The following is an 18,823-nucleotide window of genomic DNA, read 5'->3' as shown; positions in this document are numbered from 1 at the left end:
GCGCTATTTTCGCGCGGCGGCAGCGGCGGCGGCCTCGTGCCAGGCGAGGAAGTCGTCCGCGGGCATCGGCCGGCCGATGTGGTAGCCCTGGGCTTCGTCGCAGCGCAGCCCGCGCAGCTGCTCCAGGATCGCGGCGGATTCCACGCCCTCGGCCACGACGGAGAGCCCCAGGTTGTGCGCCAGGTCGATGGTGGAGCGCACGATCTGCGCATCGCCCGCGTCCGCCGCCATGCCCATGACGAAGGACTTGTCGATCTTCAGTTCGTCCACCGGCAGGCGCTTGAGGTAGGCCAGCGAGGAGTAGCCGGTGCCGAAGTCGTCGATGGACAGCTTGAAGCCCTGCGCGGACAGCCGGTTCAGCATGGCCTCGGCCCGGCCGGGGTCGTCCATGATGGCGCTTTCGGTGATCTCCAGGCAGAAACTCCCCGGCTCCACGCCGTGCCGCGCCATGAGCGTGCCCAGGCGGGTGCTCAGGTCCGTGTCCATGAGGTCGCGCGTGGACAGGTTCACCGAGATGCGCAGACCCAGGCCCTGCACCTGCGGCCGTGCGAGGTAGCGGGCGGCCTGCTCGAAGATCCAGAGCGTGAGCTGCCGCACGAAGCCGGTCTGCTCGGCGAAGGGGATGAACTGCATGGGCGGCACGAGGCCGCGCACCGGATGTTGCCAGCGCACGAGCGCCTCGGCCCCGCTGCCGCCCTGGCCGTCCAGCCGGAGCTTGGGCTGCAGGAAAAGCCGCAGTTCGCCGGCTTCCACCGCACGGCGCAGCTCGGACAGCAGCGACAGCGCCTCGGCGCTGGAGGACTCCATCGACGGGTCGTAGATCTGCGCGCCATGCAGGCGCCGCTTGGCCGCATACATCGCGATTTCCGCATGGCCGAGCAGGGTGTCGGCGTCATGCGCGGGCCCCGGCCAGCAGGCGATGCCGATGCCCGCGCTCAGGTCCACCATCTGGTCGTCGAACACCAGGGGCGACTCGAACGCCCGGGTGATGCGCTGCGCCGTGTCGCGGGCGGACGCCTCGTCCGCACCGGGCAGCAGCACGGCGAACTCGTTGCCCCCGAGCCGCGCCACGACCTCCCGCTGCGCGCGCAGGTGGGACGCGATGCGCGCCACCACCGCCTGCAGCAGCCGGTCGCCCAGCGCATAACCCAGCACGTCGTTGACCTGCTTGAAGCGGTCGAGGTCCAGTGCGATCACCGACAGCGGTTCCCCGGAGCGCCCCCCGTGCTCCATGGCCTCCATCAGCATGCGGCGGAACCGCTCCCGGTTCGGCACGCCGGTGAGCCGGTCGGTGTCGGCGAGCTGGCGGATCTCGTCCTGCTGCGCCGCGATGCCCAGCCGCATGCGATCGAAGGAGCGCGCGAGGCGGCCGATCTCGTCCTTGCGGTGCGTGTGCTCGATGGGCTCGGCGTAATTGCCGCGCGAAATGCGCTGGGTGGCCTCCGTCACCGCGCGCAGGGGAGCGGCCACGCGCCGCGCCATGAGCGCGAAACCGATGGCGAACAATGCCACGCCCGCGAGCGTGATGGCGCCGAGCAGCATCTGCAGCTGGAGCACGCCCTCCAGGGAACGCATCAGGAGGACCTCCGTCTGGCCGTTGGCGCTCTCGATGGACACCCGGCGGACCAGCATCGGCCCGGCGTCCGTATCCACGTCGCCGGCCCCCGCCAGCCCGACGAGCCGCTGCCGGTCGTCTTCCGGCAGGGTGCTCACGGGCACGGACCGCTGGCCGTCGGGGCCGCGCACCACGATGGCCACCTCGATCGACTGCAATTGGCGCATTTCGGTGGCGAGCGCCTGCCCGACCGGGAACCCCATCAGCACCCAGCCGACCGGCAGGGGCGCGCGCATGGGGACCATCACGAACTGGTAGGGCACGCCGCCGACGATCGCGATCTGGCGGCGGCCCGGGTGCTGCGCCAGCAGAGGCAGCACGCCGAGCAGCACGGACCGGGAATCGCTGGAAGCGTCCGAGGCGGACGACACCACCAGCTGCATTTCCGTATCCAGCAGGGCCGCGACCGCCGCGCCGATGCGACTGCCGTGGTTGCTCAGCACCGACGCGATGGTCTCGGCATCGCCGGAGTTGACGGCCGAACGGAAGCCGTAATCGGCCGCCAGCAGCGCCGAGGCCTGCTGCAGCCGCTCCGCGTTCTGTTCGATGAGGCGCCGCCAGACCCGCTCGTCCGCATCCAGCCCCACGGCGATCTGCGCCCGGGCATTGCGCTCGATGGATGCGCGCACCACCATGAACCCGGCCGCCTGCACCATCAGGAGCAGCAGCAGCGACACCCCGGCGAGCCGGAACATCAGGCTCTGGCCGAACGCGCGCCAGCTCACTGCACGGCCCCTGGCAGCCGCGCGGTCACCGGCGCCCCGCCCGGTTCGGCGACGGCGAGCGGCTGGGCCAGCGCGGGGGCCCCCACCGGCAGCCCCGGGTGCCAGACCCGCAGCGTGTACTCGCCCGGCGGCACCTTGTCGAGGCGCACCGCGCCCGCCGCGTCGGAGCGCCCGTAGTACGGCGTTTCCACCACCAGGATCCAGCCCACCATCTGGTCGTGGATGTTGCAGCCCAGCACCACGACGCCCGGCTGGTCGAACAGCACGGGATTGGCGGGGGTGCCCGAATAGAGCTTGATCTCGAACTTCTTGGCCGGGGAGAAGGAATAGACGTGGTGGCGCACCGTGTCGTGGTTCGGGAACTGCACCTGGGTGCCCGCCGTGACCACGAGCACCTCGGGCACGAAGGTCCGCTTTTCCTGGGCGACCTCGGCGGACGGCAGCGGCTTCGCCTGGCGCCGTGCCTGGGCGGAATCCAGGAATGCCACGGCGCCCCGCAGCGGTTTGCCGGCGCCGTCCTGCACCAGCACCTGGACCAGGGCGGCCCGCGCCGCGGCGCCCGCGAACAGCGCCAGCAGCGGGACGGACACCCACGCCCAGCGCATCACACCTGTCTTCACCATGTCATCTCCCGCAGGCATATGTAACAAGTTCACCGTGCCACGCTTCGGAAAACGGGACTCTGGCACGATAAGTCCAACTCCACGGCAAGCTATTAAAAAAATAGCGTAAAACGATGAGCTCGGCTGTCCATGGAATGATCCAATGTTCCATCGCAGGGAGCTTCCGCCATGCGGAGCATGCCAGCGAAGTGCCGTGGATGCGCCCCTCATTTGTAACAACACCGGGTTTTCTACTGGCACTCATCTTGCGATGAACCCCTGACATCGGACCAAGCTACCAGAAACACACTATGCAGGCCGTCACATTCCTTCGCTCCCTCTCGATTTCGCGCCGGCTGTTCCTCGGCTTCGGATGCATGCTGGCCTTGCTGGTGGCCGTGGCGGCCCTGGGCCACTTCTCCATGTCGGGCATGAACCGGCAGATGCAGCAGATCACCGGCCCGGGCGCAGCCAAGGCCCGGCTGGCCAACGACATGCTGCAGACCGTGAGCGCCACGGGCATCCATGCGCGCTCGGCCGCGATGCTGGGCGACATCGACAGCCGCAATGCCGAGGTCCAGGCCCGCAAGGCATCCGAAGCCCTGCAGCAGTACGCCCGGCAGGAGGCCGAACTCGCGGCGCTGCTGGAGTCCGGCGGCGCGTCGCCCGAGGAGCGCCAGCTGATGGCGGACATCCAGGCACAGTCCCGCAAGACCCGCCCCGAGATCGAAGGCGCGCTCAAGCTGGTCACCGACGGCGACACGGTCAGCGCCACCCTCGGCCTGATGACCCGCGTGGCGCCGCCCGAGGCGGCATGGCGCGACAAGCTGGCGCAACTGGTGGAGCTGCACAACGTCCTCAACGCCAACGCCGCGGCCGACGCGCAGCAGACCCAGACCCGCTCGCGCCTGACCGGCGGCACGCTGGTGGCCATCGCCATCGCCCTGGGCCTGTTCATCGCCTGGCGCACCACGGCCACCATCACCCAGCCCATCGGGCGGGCCGTCGTCGTGGCCGAGCGCATCGCGCGCGGGGATCTCACCTCCCGCGTGGAAGTCCGCATCCACGACGAGACCGGACGCCTGCTGGACGCGATCGCGGCGATGCAGGAGCAGTTGCGCGCCCTCGTGGGGCACATCGGCACCACCGCCGACTCCATCCTGCTTGCCAGTTCCGAGGTCGCATCCGGCAACCTGGACCTGAGCCACCGCACGGAGCAGACTTCCAGCTACCTGCAGGAGACCGCCTCCGCCCTGGAAGACCTGACCCAGACCGTCCACCAGGGCGCCGATGCCGCCCGGCAGGCCAACCAGATGACGGCCTCGGCCGCGCAGGTCGCCACGCGCAGCGGCGAGGTGGTTTCCCAGGTCGTGCGCACCATGGACGTGATCAGCGCCAGTTCCCGCAAGATCTCGGACATCATCGGCGTGATCGACGGCATCGCCTTCCAGACCAACATCCTGGCGCTCAACGCCGCGGTGGAGGCCGCCCGCGCGGGCGAGCAGGGACGCGGCTTCGCCGTGGTGGCAGGCGAGGTGCGCGCCCTGGCGGGGCGCAGCGCCGAAGCCGCCCGCGAGATCAAGGCGCTGATCCTCGCCAGCTCCGGGCAGGTGCAGGAAGGCTCCGGCCTCGTCGCCCAGGCGGGTGCCACCATCGGGGAACTCGTGCAATCCGTGCAGAAGGTGTCGTCCATCATGGGAGAGATCACCACCTCGGCCCACGAGCAGAGCGACCGCATCGGCCAGGTGAGCCAGTCCGTGAGCGCCCTGGAGAACATGACCCAGCAGAACGCCGCGCTGGTGGAGGAAAGCAGCGCGGCGGCGGGCAGCCTGCGCGAGCAGGCCGGCCGCCTGACCGAGATGGTGGGAGCCTTCCGCCTGCAGCGCGACGCCTCGGGCGCCGCTCCACTCACGCCCGCGCTGCCGGGCTGACCGCCCGGCGGGCCGCCCCGCCCCGCCGCCCCCTGGTCCGCGGGTGCGAGGCCAGCGGCTCGCCGGCACCGAAAACGCTGTCGCGCAGCGCGGGAAGGTCCAGCACCCGCAGGCCGCCATATTCCACGCGGATGGCGCCCTGCGCCTGCAATGCGGCCAGCGCCTCGTTCACGCGCTGGCGCGACAGGCCCACCAGGTAGCCCAGTTCCTGCTGCGTGATGCGCAGCACGTGGCCCACGCCGGGATAGAGCAGCGGGTTGAAGAGCGCCGCCAGCCCCCGCGCCACGCGCGCGTCCGGGCTGCCCAGGCGCTCGATCTCCCGCGCGGCGATGAACTGGCCCAGCCGTTCGTTGAGCTGCTGCATCACGAAGCGGTTGAAGCCCAGGGAGTGGTCCAGCAGCCAGTGGAAGGTGTCGATCGGCAGCCCGGCCACCACGCTGCGGCGCAGCGCCTGGATGTCGTAGCGGTAGGGTTCGCGCTTCACGGCCGTGCCTTCGCCGAACCAGCCGCCGGGCGGCACGCCCGCGAACGTCATGGTCTGCCCCTGGGCGTTGTCGGTGCTCATCTTGAGCAGGCCCTCCACCACGCCGAACCAGTAGGTGACGGGCCGGCCGCGCCGGCACACGAAGTCGCCGACCTGGGCATCGCCCACCACCAGCGCATCCATCGCCCGGTCGCGTTCGGCGGGTGCGAGGGCGGCCAGCCAGGGAATCCCCTGCAGCTCGGCCGGCGTGGGACGCCGGCGGCGCTGGTGGAGCGAGAGTTCTTCGGACATGCGCCCGAGGATGGTGGAAACGCGGACCCGGGTGGTTCAGGGGAAACCACGAGGCCGGGCCCCGTTCCCGCCGTCACTGCCGCAGGACGACGTTGTCGAAATACACGGAAGCCGGCGCCGCGGCCCGCGCCCGGAACTCCACCGTGTTCACCCCCGCCTGCAGGTCCACCGGCAACGCCTGTACCGCCCAGTCGCTGACCGAGGGGGTCTGCGCGAAAACGGGCGACGCGACGCGCGCGCCGTTCACGTACATGTCGATCGTTCCCACGTCGGCGCCCGCCACCGCATAGCGGGTCAGCAACTGGTAGCGGCCGGCGGCAGGCACCTGGACGCGGCCGCGCACGCTCGCGGCGCTGCTGGTGCCGAAGTTCACGTAGCCCAGCCCCTGGTAGTTGCGGACCGCCTCGTTCACCCCGTTGGCGACCATGCGGGCGATGTTGCGGAAATCGAAATGCTCGGCCTCGTACTGGTGCGCTCCGGCGTAGACGGGAGGGGCGTCGGGCACCTGGATGCCGGCCTCCGTGTAGCCCGTGAGCCGGCCGCCGGCAGGCCCCGAGCAGTTCACCGTCAGGTCCAGCGCCCCGTTGTGCGCCACGTCCAGCGTGAGCACGCCGTCCGCCCAGGTGCCCGCCACCTGGCTCGCAACATGGTCGCCGCGGTCCTGGAAGGAGAAGGCCGGCTGCGAGGCGGCGCCCCGGAAAACGATCCGGCTCTTCTTGAGCGCGGCATTCTCCGGGTCATAGTTCGTGAGGTAGATGGAGACCTTGTCCGGGTACTCCTTCACCACGCCGGTCGTGAAGGGCGGGTAGGTCACGTCCAGGCCGGCGCAGGTGTTGTACTTGAAGGGAATGCTGCCGCTGGCCGCCTGGCTGGTGCGGTAGGGGTTGTAGGTCACCCAGGTGTTCTCCAGGCGGCCTGCATAGATGTCGCCCGTGGCTTCCTGCGGGAACAGCGCGTCGAATTCGGCCTGCTTGGCCGCGGGGCCGGGCCAGCGGCTGGCGTACTCCGACTTCTTCACCGTGGTCCGGAACGACTGCGCGAGGTCGTCCGTCAGTTGCCAGACGGTGGGAATGGCGGGATACCGCCCGGTCTTCTTGGTCCAGCTGTGCTGGTTCAGGTAGGTGCCGTCGCCGTCCATCGCGTACAGCCCGGAGTAAAGCGTTTCCGGCGTGGAATAGAGGGCGCGGTCGCTGCCCGAGGTCACGTCGTTGACGATGGCGATCCGGGTGCGGTCGATGACTTCCTTGCGGCTGGGGATGCGCAGCGTGCCGTCGAGGATCTTGCGGTAGATGTCGAGGTGGATGTTGCGGAACTGGGGATGGAAATCCCAGCGCCGCGTGGAGTAGCCGTCGGAAGTCTGCCCGTTGGGCTGGTTCCTGACCATGTCGAGCATGATCAGTTCGGGGCCGTCGAACACGGTCTGCCCCGTCAGCGCCAGGTGCTCGATGAGGTGGGGCGCGCCCGCGGGCACCGGATACGTGCTGGAGCCATCGGCGTTGTACCAGCCCGAACGGTCCGGGCGGATGCCGTAGTTGCCGGCATAGCCGGACAGGTACATGCCCAGGCTCACGCTTTCGTTGTCGTGGAAGCCGTAGTTCGCGGTGAACTTCTCCTCGATGATGAAATTCTTCGCATACGCCCTGAGCGCGCCCTCCAGCACCGGGCTGCGCTTGGCCATCGCCAGCGGATTGAGCGCCGCGCCCCAGAACCCCCCGGTGAAGCTGACGTCGAGATAGCCGCCGTACTTGTTCGTGAGCTTCAGCAGGTTGGCCCAGTGCTCCCAGCGCTTGTCCGCCGACGGGGAGCAGGTCTGGTCGAATCCCCAGAACTGCTCGGCGTAGTTGAAGCCCAGGAAGTTCGGATAGTCCCGGAAGAACTCGCCATAGACGGTCGTTTCCAGGTCGGCGTTTCCGTCGTAGTCCGGGAAATGGGTGAACCCGCCGCTGGACGGCTGGACCATGGCCCACATCCGGTTGTCGGCGGCCACCTTGATCCACGAGCGGGCCGTCTCGATGCCGTTCTCCACCTGCCGCCAGCGGCACTGGGCGGGCGTGGACGTCTTGTCGTCGTGGAGGATGGACAGCGAGAGCACCAGCACCGTGTAGGGGCGGACGTCCTGCGGGATGAGGTCGATGATCTTCTGGGGATCGGCCGAATTCCAGGTGTCCACGTGGACCAGGAACATCGGTTGCTGCGGCGATACGGGGCGCCGCAGCGCGACGCCCGGCGTGGCCGGACCGGCAGCCCCGGACCTGACGGTGGCCGCAACCGCGGGCGCGGCAGGGGATTCGCCGCCGCTGCCGCCGCAGGCCGTGAGCACGGCGGCGAGCATGAAGGACAGGCGTGCGCGGGAGCGCGAGGAGACGATTTTCCGCATGGTTGGTGTATTTCTGTATGGCGGAGATCCGCGTTCTCCGCAGGAAGGCGTTCCTGCAGAGTGGACGGAGAATATCCGCGCGCCCGGCCATCCAGTCACCGTGGAACGATAAATATCTCTACGCTTTCAGAATATCTTTCATAAATTTAATTTTTAGAATGGCCGGGGTGCCTGGTGCGGGGGACGGCGGCATATCCATATGCGGGCCGTATCGTTGGAGTGGTCCACAATGGCCCGTTCCCGTTCCTCAGGAACCCTTTTCCACCGTGGAGACGCCATGAAGATCGACAATATCCTGCAGTCCATCGGCAGCACGCCGCACGTGCGCATCCACCGGCTCTTCGGGGCCGGGACGAATGTCTGGGTCAAGTCCGAGCGCAGCAACCCGGGCGGCTCCATCAAGGACCGCATCGCGCTGGCCATGGTCGAGGACGCCGAACGCTCCGGCGCGCTGCAGCCCGGCGGCACCATCATCGAGCCCACCTCGGGCAACACCGGCATCGGCCTGGCGCTGGTCGCCGCGGTGAAGGGCTACCGGCTCATCCTGGTGATGCCCGAGAGCATGAGCATCGAGCGCCGCCGCCTGATGCTCGCCTATGGCGCGCAGTTCGACCTCACCCCGCGCGAAAAGGGCATGAAGGGCGCCATCGCCCGCGCGCAGGAGCTGGCCGCGCAGACGCCCGGCGCCTGGGTGCCCCAGCAGTTCGAAAATCCCGCCAACATCGACGTGCACGTGCGCACCACGGCGCAGGAGATCCTGGCCGACTTCCCCGAAGGCATCGATGCGCTCATCACCGGCGTGGGCACCGGCGGCCACATCACGGGCGTGGCGCGCGTGCTCAAGCCGAAATTCCCCCAGCTCAAGGTGTTCGCCGTGGAGCCCGTGGCGTCGCCGGTGATCTCCGGCGGCCAGCCGGCGCCCCACCCGATCCAGGGCATCGGCGCGGGCTTCGTGCCGAAGAACCTGGACACCAGCCTGCTGGACGGCGTGATCCAGGTCGATGCCGAGCCCGCGCGCGAATACGCCCGCCGCGCCGCCCGCGAGGAAGGCCTGCTCGTGGGGATATCCTCCGGCGCCACGCTCGCGGCCATCGCCCAGAAGCTGCCCGAGCTGCCGCAGGGCGCGCGCGTGCTGGGCTTCAACTACGACACGGGCGAGCGCTACCTGTCGGTCGAGGGCTTCCTGCCCTCGTGAGTACATCCCCCTGAGGCGCTGCGCGCCTTCCCCCTTCTCTCGCCGTGCTGCGCACGGCGGGAAGGGGAACGACGCCGGTGGCCGGGCCAAGCCCGTTCCACGGCGTCTGCTGGTGTGGCCTGCTCCGCGGCCTTCTGATGGGTGAGGCCGTGCGGGTTCATAGGCCGCGCAAGCGGTCGGCCCGCAGTCCTACAGCACGGCCGGGCGGGGGTCGGAACAATCGGTTCCAACCCTGCGCCGCGGCCGGCGGCCCGTCCGCCATGGCCGCGGTGCCTTCCTACCGATGGCATCCATGGCTACCCACGCAGAATCCCCCGCTCCCATCGCGTTCAAGGTGCTGACCGTGAACGTGCACAAGGGCTTCACCTCCTTCAATCGCCGTTTCATGCTGCACGAGCTGCGCGAGGCTGTGCGCGGCGTATCGGCGGATATCGTCTTCCTGCAGGAGGTGCTCGGCACGCACCAGCGCCACGCCAACCGCGTGGCCAATTTCCCGCAGGAGCCGCACTACGAATTCCTGGCCGACACGATCTGGGGCCAGTACGCCTACGGCCGCAATGCGGTGTACGACAACGGGCACCACGGCAATGCGCTGCTGTCCAAGTTCCCCATCGTCCACTACGAGAACCATGACATCTCCGTGAGCGGCCCGGAGCGGCGCGGCATGCTGCACTGCGTGCTGCAGCCGCCGGGGCACGACCGCCAGGTGCATGCCATCTGCGTGCACCTGGGGCTGCAGGAGGCGCACCGCCAGCGCCAGTTGCGGCGCGTGTGCGACCTGGTCAACACCTTCCCCGGCGACGATCCCGTGATCGTGGCGGGCGACTTCAACGACTGGCGCGGCCGCGCCCACGAGGTGCTGCGCAAGGGCGCGGGGCTGCACGAGGTGTTCGTGCATGCGGGCGGTCGCGCGGTGCGCACGTTCCCGGCCTCGATGCCGCTGCTGGCCCTCGACCGCATCTACGTGCGCAACGCGTCGGTGCATGCCCCCGTGGTGCTGCCGCGCAAGCCCTGGCACAAGCTGTCGGACCACGCGCCGCTGGCGGCGGAGATCGCGCTATGACACGGCCGGGCCGCTCCTCGCGCTGGGTACCGGGCAACCGCTTCGAGCTGCTGGAAAACGGCGAGGCCTTCTTCCCGCGCGTGTTCGAGGCGATCGCGGCGGCGAAGCGCGAAGTGCTGCTGGAGACCTTCATCCTGTTCGACGACAAGATCGGCCGGGGCCTGCACGCCGCGCTGCTGCAGGCCGCGCGCAACGGCGCCGAAGTGCACGTGCTCGTGGACGGCTTCGGCTCGCCCGACCTCTCCGATGCCTTCGTCGGCCCGCTCGTGGCCGCGGGCGTGCGGTTCCGCATCTTCGATCCGGGCGGACTGCGCATCTTCGGCCAGCGGCTGAACCTGCTGCGCCGCATGCACCGCAAGATCGTCGTGGTCGATGGCGAGGTCGGCTTCATCGGCGGCATCAACTACTCGGCCGACCACGTGGCGGATTTCGGGCCCGAGGCCAAGCAGGACTATTCCGTCGAGGTGCGCGGCCCCATCGTGGCGCAGATGCGCGCCTTCGCACGCAGCGTCGTGGACAAGGGCGCCAGGAAGGACGGCCGGCGCGCGAACCCGCAGGCCACCTCCAGCGCCGAGCCGGAAGCCGGGGCAGGCACGGCACGCGCCGGCGGCGCGGCCCGGGCCCCGTTGCCCGCGGGCACGCCGGCAGACGGTCCGCGCGCCGCGGCCGAGCGGCGCCGGTGGCCCTTCGGCGCCCGCGCCGCCGTGGAGCGGCACCCCGCGGCCGGCCACGCGGACGCCATCTTCGTCACGCGCGACAACCATGCCCACACCAACGACATCGAGCGCCACTACCGCGTCGCGCTGCGCGCGGCGCGCGAGCGCGTGGTGATCGCCAATGCGTATTTCTTCCCGGGCTACCGCTTCATCCGCGAGATGCGGCGGGCCGCGCGCCGCGGGGTGGACGTGCGCCTGATCCTGCAGGGCCAACCCGACATGCCGATCGTGCGCGTGGCCGCGAGCATGCTCTACGACCACCTCATCCGCGGCGGCGTGCGCATCTACGAATACTGCGACCGCCCCCTGCACGGCAAGGTCGCGCTGGTGGACGGCGAGTGGTCCACGGTGGGATCGAGCAACCTCGACCCCCTGAGCCTGTCGCTGAACCTGGAGGCCAACGTCGTCATCCGCGACCGGGAGTTCAACGCCACGCTGCACGGGCGCCTCGCGCACCTGATGGAGCACAGCTGCCGACAGGTCGAACCGACGCCGCCGGGCCGCTGGGACGGGCTGCGGCTGCTGCGCAGCTACTGCCTGTTCCACCTGATGCGCTGGTTCCCCGCGTGGGCCGGCTGGCTGCCCCGGCACGAGCCGGAGATCTCGCTGGTGCAGCCCGACGCGCATGGCGGCGACCACGGCCACCGGCCGTCCACCACCTGAGCGCGCGGCGCCCGATCGGTCTTCCATGCCTGCGGCCTCGCCCACGCCCGCCCTGCCCCAGGACCACGCCGACGGCGCGGGCAGCTCCGGCGAGAAGAAGAGCCGGTGGCAGCGCCTGCGCTCGCAGCGCTGGTGGCCCTGGGCCATGACGCTGGTGACGGGGGCGTTCATCGTCTTCGTCATCACCCTGCTGGTGCGCCAGGCACGCAACGTGGACTGGGGCGCGGTGTGGGAAGCCTTCCTCGCGCTACCCACGCCCACGCTGCTGACGGCGGCCGCCCTGGCGCTCGCGAGCCACGGCCTCTACAGCACCTTCGACCTGTTCGGCCGCCACTTCACGCGGCACGGGCTGTCCGTGGGGCGCACGGTGGGCATCACGCTGATCGCCTATCCGTTCACCCTGAACCTCGGCTCGATCATCGGCGGGGTATCGGTGCGCTACCGGCTCTACTCCCGGCAGGGCGTGCCCGTGGGCGCGATCGGCCAGGTGATCGGGCAGAGCATCGTCACCAACTGGCTGGGCTACTTCGTGCTCGCGGGCGCGGTGTTCTGGGCATGGTCCCCGCAGCTGCCGCAGGACTGGCACGTCGGGCCGCAGGAACTGCGCTGGGCCGGCACCGCGCTGGCCGCGGTCACGGTGGCCTACGTCGTGGCCTGCGCCGTGCGCCACGGCCGGCCGATCGCCTGGCGCGGGCACGACTTTCCCCTTCCGGGCTGGCGCGTGGCCCTGCTGCAGGTGGTGGTGTCCACGGCCAACTGGATGGTGATGGGCGCCGCCGTGTGGGTACTGGCCGGGCGCGATACCCCGTACGCGGCCGCCCTGGCCACGGTGCTGCTGGGCGCGGTCGCGGGGCTGGTGTCGCGCATTCCGGCCGGACTGGGCGTGCTCGAGGCCGTGGGCACGGCCGTGCTCTCGGCGTACATCCCCACCTCCCAGGCGCTGGCGGCGGTGCTGGCCTACCGGGCGCTCTACTTCTTCGCGCCACTGGTGCTCGCGGCCCTGGCGTTCGGCGCGGTGGAATGGTTCGGGCGCGGCACGCCACCGAAGGCGGAGGCAGGGGCGGAAGACGAAAGCCCGTCCGGGCGATCTTCCGGCAAGGCACCCGGCAAAGCCGCCGCCTGACCGCGAACGCCTCGGCGGGCTGGGCGGGCAGATGAGCGCGTTTGCGCGCGCAGGCGTATGATTTCTGGCCTTTTTCCTGCACCGCCCGATGACCACGGGCCGCACTCGCCATGATCCGCCTTTCTGAAATCAAGCTGCCGCTGGCCGCCCTGCCGGCCGACGGCACACAGCACCCCGGGCCCGCGCTGCGCGCCGCCGCAGCGCGCATCCTGGACCTCCCGCCCGGCGACATCGCCCGCCTGAACGTCTTCAAGCGCAGCTTCGACGCGCGCAAGCCCGAGCTGCTGGCCGTGTACATCGTGGACGTCGCCCTGGCCGACCCGGACCAGGCCGCCACGCTGCTGGCGCGCCATGCGGGCCGCCCGCACATCCAGCCGACGCCCGACATGGCCTGGAAGCCCGTGGGCCATGCCCCGGCCGGCGGCCTGCGCGAGCGCCCGGTGGTGGTGGGCTTCGGCCCCTGCGGGATCTTCGCCGCGCTGGTGCTGGCGCAGATGGGGCTGCGCCCCATCGTGCTGGAACGGGGCCGGGCCGTGCGCGAGCGCACCCAGGACACCTGGGGCCTGTGGCGCCGCCGCGAACTGCAGCCCGAATCCAACGTGCAGTTCGGCGAGGGCGGCGCGGGCACGTTCAGCGACGGCAAGCTCTACAGCCAGATCAAGGACCCGCGCCACCTCGGCCGCAAGGTGATGGAGGAATTCGTGCAGGCGGGCGCGCCGCCCGAGATCCTGTATGCCGCGCACCCGCACATCGGCACCTTCAAGCTGGTGAAGGTGGTCGAGACGCTGCGCGAGCAGATCATCGCGATGGGCGGCGAGGTGCGCTTCCAGCAGCGGGTGACCGACATCGCGGTGGACGCCGACGCTGCCGGCCGCCGGCACCTGCGCGGCCTGCGCGTGCTGGACCAGGCCACCGGCCAGACCCACGAACTGGAGGCGTCGCACGTCGTCATGGCGCTGGGCCACAGCTCGCGCGACACCTTCGCGATGCTGTACGGCCGCGGCGTGCACATGGAGGCCAAGCCGTTCTCGGTGGGCTTGCGCATCGAGCATCCGCAGGGGCTCATCGACCGCGCCCGCTGGGGCCGCCACGCCGGCCACCCGCTGCTGGGCGCGGCCGACTACAAGCTCGTGCACCATGCCGGCAACGGCCGCGCGGTGTACAGCTTCTGCATGTGCCCCGGCGGCACGGTGGTGGCCGCCACCAGCGAGCCCGGCCGCGTGGTGACCAACGGCATGAGCCAGTATTCGCGCAACGAGCGCAATGCCAACGCCGGCATGGTGGTGGGCATCGACCCGGCCGACTACCCCACGGACCCGGCCGCCTTCGAGGCGGCGCTGGGCGCCACCCATGGCGTCGAGGCCCTGCCCGCGGGCCAGGCCCATCCGCTCGCGGGCATCGTGCTGCAGCGGCAGCTGGAATCCGGCGCCTTCGCCCTGGGCGGCGGCAACTACAACGCGCCCGGCCAGCTGGTGGGGGATTTCATCGCGGGCCGCGTCTCGCGCGAGTTGGGCGATGTGGAACCCTCGTACCGGCCGGGCGTCACCCTGGCCGACCTGCACGCGGCCCTGCCGGACTATGCGATCGCCGCGCTGCGCGAGGCGCTGCCGGCCTTCGGCCGCAAGATCCAGGGCTTCGACCGCCACGACGCCGTGCTGACGGGCGTGGAAACGCGCACCTCGTCGCCGCTCAAGATCGGCCGGGGCGAGGACTTCCAGAGCCTGAATACCGCCGGCCTCTACCCCGCGGGCGAAGGCGCGAGCTACGCGGGCGGCATCCTGTCGGCGGGCGTGGACGGGATCAAGGTGGGTGAAGCGGTGGCGAAACGCATGCTTGCCCCCTGAGTCGCCAGCGGATCAGCGGATCAGCGCATAGCCCAGTAGCCGGGCCGCATGTGCCAGCCGCCCGGGCCGGGCTCCCAGCGGTGGGGCACCCAGACCCAGCCCGGCCGCGGTGGCGCGGCCCAGTGGCCGGGGCGCCAGACGTAGCGGCCGCCGCCCCATTCCCAGAATCCGCCCACCCAGACGTGCACCGGCGAGGGGGCGACGGTCACCGTCTCCACGTACGGCGCCGGGGGCGCGGCGGGAGCGACCACCACGGGCACCTGCTGCTCGACCACGACCTGCCGGGCGGGCGGTGCCACGACACAGCCGGACAGGGCCGCGGCCGCGAGGACCGCCAGGGCGCCTGCGGCGAGGGTGCGGCCGCACGCACGGCCAGGGGAAGCGGGAATGGCGAGGGGCATCGTCGGACTCCATCGGAATGGGAAAGACATGCTCCTTGAACGCGGCCGTATCCCGTCCGCCGACAACCAGCGTGTAAAGAAAAGGAAAGATGGAACGAGCCCGGCCCGGTGATCCTTCACCGCGGCAGCGCGGGTGCCTGGCCGTGCCCGCCTTCCGGAAGCCGGAATGCCGCCACCAGGTCGGCCAGTTGCTGCGCCTGCATGCGCAGGCTCTGGGCCGCGGCGGTGGATTCCTCCACCAGGGCGGCGTTCTGCTGGGTCATCTGGTCGAGCTGGCTCACCGCCTCGCCGACCTGCCCCAGGCCGGTGCTCTGCTCGCGCGCGGCCGTGCTGATCTCGCCGATGATGGTCGCGACCTGCTCCACCGAGCCCACGATCTCGCCCATGGTGCCGCCTGCGGCATGGACCTGCTGGGCACCTTCGCCCACCTGACGCACGCTGTCGCCGATGAGGGCGCCGATCTCCCGGGCGGCCGTGGCCGAACGCTGCGCGAGGCTGCGCACCTCCGATGCGACCACGGCGAACCCCCTGCCCTGCTCGCCCGCGCGGGCAGCCTCCACCGCCGCGTTGAGGGCGAGGATGTTGGTCTGGAAGGCGATGCCGTCGATCACGCTGGTGATGTCGGCGATCTTGCGGGATGCCTGCGCGATGCCGTCCATGGTGGAGACCACCTGGTTGACGGCATCCCGACCGCGCCGCGCCACGTCGCTGGCCGAGGCCGCCAGGGCGCTCGCCTGCTGCGCCGCATCCGCGCTGTGGCGCACGGTGGCGATGAGCTCCTCCATGCTGGCGGCGATCTCCTCCAGGTTGGAGGCCGTGTGCTCGGTGCGCGATGACAGATCGGTGTTCCCGGCGGCGATCTCCGCGCTGGCGCCTGCCACGGAAGCACTGGCCTGCCGCATGCCCACCACCAGCCCGGCGAGCCGCTGCTGCATGCCGCCCAGGCGCTCCAGCAGGGCGCGCACTTCGTCGCGGTTGCCGGCGCCGGCCGCCGGCACGGAAGACGTCAGATCGCCCTCGGCGATGCGGTCGGACACGGAAGAGGCCTGCGCCAGCGGCACGAGGATGGAGCGCGAGAGCAGCAGCGCGCAGCCCAGGCTCAGGAGCAGGCCCACCAGCGAGCCGCCCACGAGCAGCGCGATGCCTTGCCGCTCGCTCGCCTCGGCACGCTCACGGGCCTCGGCCACGCGCTTGCGCTGGTAGTCGGCCATTTCCTCCACGGCGGCGGCATAGCGGTCGGCGGCGGGCCGCAGCAGCTTGCCCACGGCATCGGGCGGCAGCGTCTCGCCGGCCCTGCGGCGCTTGACGAGATCGTCCCGGGCGGCCCGGAAGCCATTGCCCGCGGTGTCGATGTCGCGGAAGATGCGCTGGGACTCCGTGTCCTCGGCCAGGGTTTCCAGCCGCTTGCGCACCTCGGAGGAACGCGCCGAAGTCAGCTTGCGGTCCGCTTCCACGCGGGCCGTGTATTCGGGGCTGCCGACTTCCAGCAGCGCCTCGGCGCGCGCGGAACTCAGGACCACGATGGAATGGAGTTCGCGGGCGAGCAGCGCCCGCTCGGCGGACGCGCCCCCCAGGTCGTCCGCGATGTCCTGCAGGTTCATCAGCCGCCAGATGCCGACTCCCGCGGCCAGCGACATGACGAAACAAACGGCGCCGAAGGCCAGGGCCAGGCGCAGCGACAAACGGGCATTGTTCAGGTTCATGGCGTCGGCGGTCCGTTCGGACGGTTGCGAAAAAGGCCGGTACCGGCCGTACGGTCGAGTTCAACGGCCGATCGCCGCATTATTCACCGACTCCGCCAGGAATGGCGTGGAATGTTCGTGCCTCAGTCCACCACCACCCCGGCCGACTGGATCACCTTGGCCCACTTGGCGGTTTCCGCGGCGATGAAGGCGTTGCATTCCTCGGGCGTGGAGCCTTCGGGGAAGGTGCCCATGGCCTGCTCCATCCGCTGCGACACTTCCGGGCTGCGGATGATGCGCGCCACCTCGCCCGACATGCGCTGCACGATGTCGGCCGGCGTGCCGGCGGGCGCCAGCATCGCGGCCCAGGTGCTGCCGACCAGGGCCGGGTAACCCAGTTCGGCGAAGGTGGGCACGTCGGGCAGCGCCGGCACGCGCTTGTCGCTCGCCACGCCGATGAGGCGGATCTTGCCGGCCTTGGCGGGCTGGATCAGGTTGGGCGGCGGGTCGAGGAACAGCGGCACCTGCCCGCCCATCAGGTCGGCCAGCGCGGGCGATGCGCCCTTGTACGGCACGTGCACCATCTCGACCCCGGTGACCATGCGCATCAGCTCCGACGTGAGGTGCGCGGCGGAACCGCTGCCCGACGAGGCATAGCTGATCTTGCCGGGGTTCGCGCGGCCGTAGGCGACCAGTTCGGCCAGGGTCTTGAACGGCGCGTTCATCGACACGGCGGCCACCAGCGGCGACACGCCCATCAGCGAGACGCCCGTCAGGTCCTTCTTCGGGTCGTAGGGCAGCCTGGGATAGAGCGTGGTGTTGGCGGCATAGGCGGCGATGAACACGCCGAAGGTGTGGCCGTCCGGCGCGGCCTTGGCCACGGCGTCCACCCCGATGATGCTGTTGGCGCCGGGCTTGTTGTCCACGACCACGGGCTGGCCCAGGCGCTGCTGCAGTCCGACCTGCAGCAGCCGCGCCATCTGGTCGGTGAAGCCGCCGGCCGTGTAGGGCACGACGATGCGGATCGGCCTGGTGGGCCAGGTGCCCTGCGCGCGGGCCGGCGCCGAAGGCAGCACGGCACCGGCGGCCAGGGCGGTGCCGGCGTGCAGGAAGGTGCGGCGGGAGGAAGGGAAGGTCATGTGTCTGTCTCCTGGTCTTTTTATGGGGAAGGCCGTCCGCTCAGGTCCGGTAGCTGGGGTCGATCCGGTCCAGCCGGCGCAGCAGCCCGGGCCAGGCCAGGCCCGCGCCCTTGCCCTTGGTCACCTGCCGCGACTGCTCCACCGAGGTGGCGACGATCTCGTCGGGAATGCGCGTGAGCGCGCCGCCGCCCGACTGCGCCAGGATCTGGATGCGGCAGGCCGATTCGAGCGTGTACATCGACAGCAGGGCCTCGGGCACGCTGCGCCCGCAGGTCAGCAGGCCGTGGTTGCGAAGGATCAGGAAGCTGGCGTCCCCCAGGTCGGCCACCAGCCGCGGCCGCTCGTCGTCGCGCAGCGCCACGCCCTCGTAGCCGTGGTAGGCCAGCCGCGCGAGCGGGAAGATGGACTGCTGCGAGATCGGCAGCAGCCCGCCCTCCTGCGCCGACACCGCCACGCCGTACTGCGTGTGGGTGTGCAGGACGCACTGCACTTCGGGCCGGCCCTCGTGGATCGCGCTGTGGATCAGGAAGCCCGCCGGGTTCACGTCGTACTCCGTCGCCATGACGGGCTCGCCGTGGTGGTCCACCTTGACCAGGCTGGAGGCCGTGATCTCGTCGAACAGCATGCCGTAGGGATTGATGAGGAACTGGTCCGGCTGGCCCGGCACGCGCGCGGAGATGTGCGTGAAGATCAGATCGTCCCAGCCGAAATGGGCCACCAGCCGGTAGGCGGCGGCCAGTTCGACGCGGGTCTGCCATTCCTCGGGCGTGACCTGGCTGCGCACGCTGGAAGCCTCGGGGATTGCATTCATGGTGAAACCTTTCTTCCGTTCAATACGGGCGCACGGCACACGCCTCAGAGCCGGCCGACCAGCTCCGGCACGGCGGTGAACAGGTCCGCCTCCAGCCCGTAGTCGGCCACGCTGAAGATCGGCGCCTCGGCGTCCTTGTTGATCGCCACGATCACCTTGGA

Annotated in this window: 14 protein-coding genes and 1 pseudogene; 6 read left to right on the top strand and 9 right to left on the bottom strand. The window is 70.5% G+C overall.

Annotated elements, in window-relative coordinates; genetic code table 11:
- Positions 1-3: 3 nt before the first annotated feature.
- Positions 4-2,340 carry a putative bifunctional diguanylate cyclase/phosphodiesterase gene (locus BLR99_RS20515; RefSeq protein ID WP_074687490.1) on the bottom strand — a complete coding sequence of 779 codons (2,337 nt, stop codon included), beginning with the start codon at positions 2,338-2,340 and terminating at the stop codon, positions 4-6.
- Positions 2,337-2,963, bottom strand: coding sequence for a hypothetical protein (locus tag BLR99_RS20510; protein ID WP_011797306.1), 627 nt, complete (start codon positions 2,961-2,963; stop codon positions 2,337-2,339). The genes BLR99_RS20515 and BLR99_RS20510 overlap by 4 nt, the downstream gene beginning before the upstream one ends.
- Positions 2,964-3,253: 290 nt before the next feature.
- On the opposite strand from BLR99_RS20510, the gene BLR99_RS20505 reads away from it, so the two are divergent.
- Positions 3,254-4,873: a methyl-accepting chemotaxis protein gene (locus BLR99_RS20505; protein ID WP_011797307.1), complete on the top strand. Its 1,620-nt coding sequence runs from the start codon at positions 3,254-3,256 to the stop codon at positions 4,871-4,873.
- Here BLR99_RS20505 and BLR99_RS20500 read toward each other — a convergent pair.
- Together BLR99_RS20500 and BLR99_RS20495 are read right to left on the bottom strand one after the other, a co-directional pair.
- Entirely contained in the window at positions 4,851-5,648 is a 798-nt protein-coding gene (locus BLR99_RS20500) for a Crp/Fnr family transcriptional regulator (RefSeq protein ID WP_011797308.1), read from the bottom strand. The genes BLR99_RS20505 and BLR99_RS20500 overlap by 23 nt on opposite strands.
- A 73-nt stretch (positions 5,649-5,721) precedes the next feature.
- Positions 5,722-8,025, bottom strand: a complete 2,304-nt coding sequence (locus tag BLR99_RS20495) for a glycoside hydrolase family 98 domain-containing protein (protein ID WP_011797309.1) — start codon at positions 8,023-8,025, stop codon at positions 5,722-5,724.
- A 277-nt stretch (positions 8,026-8,302) separates the two neighbouring features.
- Between BLR99_RS20495 and cysK the strand changes: the two genes are divergently transcribed.
- From cysK to BLR99_RS20470, 5 genes are all read left to right on the top strand, one after another.
- Positions 8,303-9,220, top strand: coding sequence for a cysteine synthase A (cysK, locus tag BLR99_RS20490; RefSeq protein ID WP_017439218.1), 918 nt, complete (start codon positions 8,303-8,305; stop codon positions 9,218-9,220).
- Between the two features lie 283 nt (positions 9,221-9,503).
- Complete coding sequence (locus tag BLR99_RS20485) at positions 9,504-10,283, top strand: endonuclease/exonuclease/phosphatase family protein (RefSeq protein WP_011797311.1); 780 nt, start codon at positions 9,504-9,506, stop codon at positions 10,281-10,283.
- Positions 10,280-11,662, top strand: coding sequence for a cardiolipin synthase ClsB (gene clsB / locus BLR99_RS20480; RefSeq protein WP_011797312.1), 1,383 nt, complete (start codon positions 10,280-10,282; stop codon positions 11,660-11,662). Before BLR99_RS20485 ends, clsB begins: the two co-directional genes overlap by 4 nt.
- Positions 11,663-11,687: 25 nt before the next feature.
- On the top strand, positions 11,688-12,785 hold the full coding sequence (locus BLR99_RS20475) for a lysylphosphatidylglycerol synthase transmembrane domain-containing protein (protein WP_041827612.1): 1,098 nt from the start codon (positions 11,688-11,690) through the stop codon (positions 12,783-12,785).
- A 110-nt stretch (positions 12,786-12,895) separates the two neighbouring features.
- A complete protein-coding gene (locus BLR99_RS20470; protein ID WP_011797314.1) occupies positions 12,896-14,629 on the top strand; it encodes an NAD(P)/FAD-dependent oxidoreductase in 1,734 nt (577 codons plus the stop codon).
- Positions 14,630-14,649: 20 nt separating this feature from the next.
- Here BLR99_RS20470 and BLR99_RS20465 read toward each other — a convergent pair whose 3' ends face one another.
- The 5 genes and pseudogenes from BLR99_RS20465 to BLR99_RS22850 all read right to left on the bottom strand — a co-directional run.
- Entirely contained in the window at positions 14,650-15,030 is a 381-nt protein-coding gene (locus BLR99_RS20465; protein ID WP_074687489.1) for a YXWGXW repeat-containing protein, read from the bottom strand.
- A 116-nt stretch (positions 15,031-15,146) separates the two neighbouring features.
- Positions 15,147-16,733 carry a methyl-accepting chemotaxis protein gene (locus BLR99_RS20460; RefSeq protein ID WP_011797316.1) on the bottom strand — a complete coding sequence of 529 codons (1,587 nt, stop codon included), beginning with the start codon at positions 16,731-16,733 and terminating at the stop codon, positions 15,147-15,149.
- A gap of 122 nt (positions 16,734-16,855) precedes the next feature.
- Positions 16,856-17,851, bottom strand: coding sequence for a Bug family tripartite tricarboxylate transporter substrate binding protein (locus BLR99_RS20455; RefSeq protein ID WP_011797317.1), 996 nt, complete (start codon positions 17,849-17,851; stop codon positions 16,856-16,858).
- 40 nt (positions 17,852-17,891) lie between these two features.
- Positions 17,892-18,662: a class II aldolase/adducin family protein gene (locus BLR99_RS20450; protein ID WP_017440236.1), complete on the bottom strand. Its 771-nt coding sequence runs from the start codon at positions 18,660-18,662 to the stop codon at positions 17,892-17,894.
- Positions 18,663-18,706: 44 nt separating this feature from the next.
- Positions 18,707-18,823 (bottom strand): annotated as a pseudogene (locus BLR99_RS22850) (electron transfer flavoprotein subunit alpha/FixB family protein); the annotation flags it as partial.

Source organism: Paracidovorax citrulli (assembly GCF_900100305.1).
GTDB classification, from domain to species: Bacteria; Pseudomonadota; Gammaproteobacteria; order Burkholderiales; family Burkholderiaceae_C; genus Paracidovorax; species Paracidovorax citrulli.
The sequence above is the reverse complement of the archived record's forward strand: the minus strand, read 5'-3'. Positions and strand labels throughout refer to the sequence as shown.